This is a genomic window from Mesorhizobium sp. M2E.F.Ca.ET.209.01.1.1 (assembly GCF_004010375.2).
Classification (GTDB): Bacteria; Pseudomonadota; Alphaproteobacteria; order Rhizobiales; family Rhizobiaceae; genus Mesorhizobium.
Genome location: NZ_SADP02000676.1, coordinates 1 through 334 on the forward strand (window position 1 = coordinate 1; position 334 = coordinate 334).

Here is a 334-nt window from a genome sequence, read left to right on the forward strand (position 1 = left end):
GGGCCTGCCTGGTCTTGCAAGCCTTCTGTGCTCTTCTCGCGATTGCGGTCGTTCATAGTGAAAATCGAATGGCGTCGGCGATCGCTCTTGGAAGTTTTGCGACCGGCGTGGCGGCGTCCGTTCTCTTGATTCTCGCCCACGATCGCCCCTTCACGGGAGAGATCGCAGTATCGCCGCAGCCGTTGCTGCAAGTCATGCCGGAAGCCAAAGCGGGCGGCGGCGAATGATACAAGCAGGAGTGCAGAGACCGGGTAGGTTCCACTTCGGTGTAGCGACGTCTGCTTTCAGGCAGCCGCTAACCCAATCTCTGCGGGCGGCATGCGGCGCAAAGCTG

1 pseudogene is annotated in these 334 nt (G+C 60.8%); it reads left to right on the forward strand.

Features of this window, described 5'->3' with window-relative positions:
• Positions 1-227, forward strand: a pseudogene (locus EN852_RS37390) (hypothetical protein); the annotation flags it as partial.
• Positions 228-334 lie beyond the last annotated feature (107 nt).